This window comes from Campylobacter sp. LMG 17559 (assembly GCF_024723605.1).
Classification (GTDB): domain Bacteria; phylum Campylobacterota; class Campylobacteria; order Campylobacterales; family Campylobacteraceae; genus Campylobacter_D.
The window spans coordinates 1-299 of the sequence record NZ_JANQCZ010000070.1 but is presented as its reverse complement, the minus strand read 5'-3'; the positions used below and the strand labels follow the sequence as shown (position 1 = coordinate 299).

Annotated in this window: 1 pseudogene; it reads right to left on the bottom strand. The window is 28.8% G+C overall.

Annotated features, from left to right (window positions below):
• Positions 1-299, bottom strand: a pseudogene (locus CAMP5082_RS08350) (ShlB/FhaC/HecB family hemolysin secretion/activation protein); the annotation flags it as partial.

The window sequence follows — 299 nt, the reverse complement described above, 5'->3', positions numbered from 1 at the left end:
GCCTCCACTTTTAGAGGTATCTCCAAATATAGTAGTACCATCATCATATACTTTACCTATACTTATCTTAGCACTATAACTTAAGGTATTATTCTCAAATCCTCTAAATAAACCTTCTAAACCCATACTACCTACATTAGAACTTTTATCAAAGGTTAAAAGATCTAAGGTTACATCACTAAGTATTTTATGATAAATACTAGAAGTAAAATATAAAGAGGAATTAGTATTAATCCATACAGGATAAGAAAAGTCTATACCAAAATTTCTTGAAGTACCACTAAAACCTAATCCTTCAT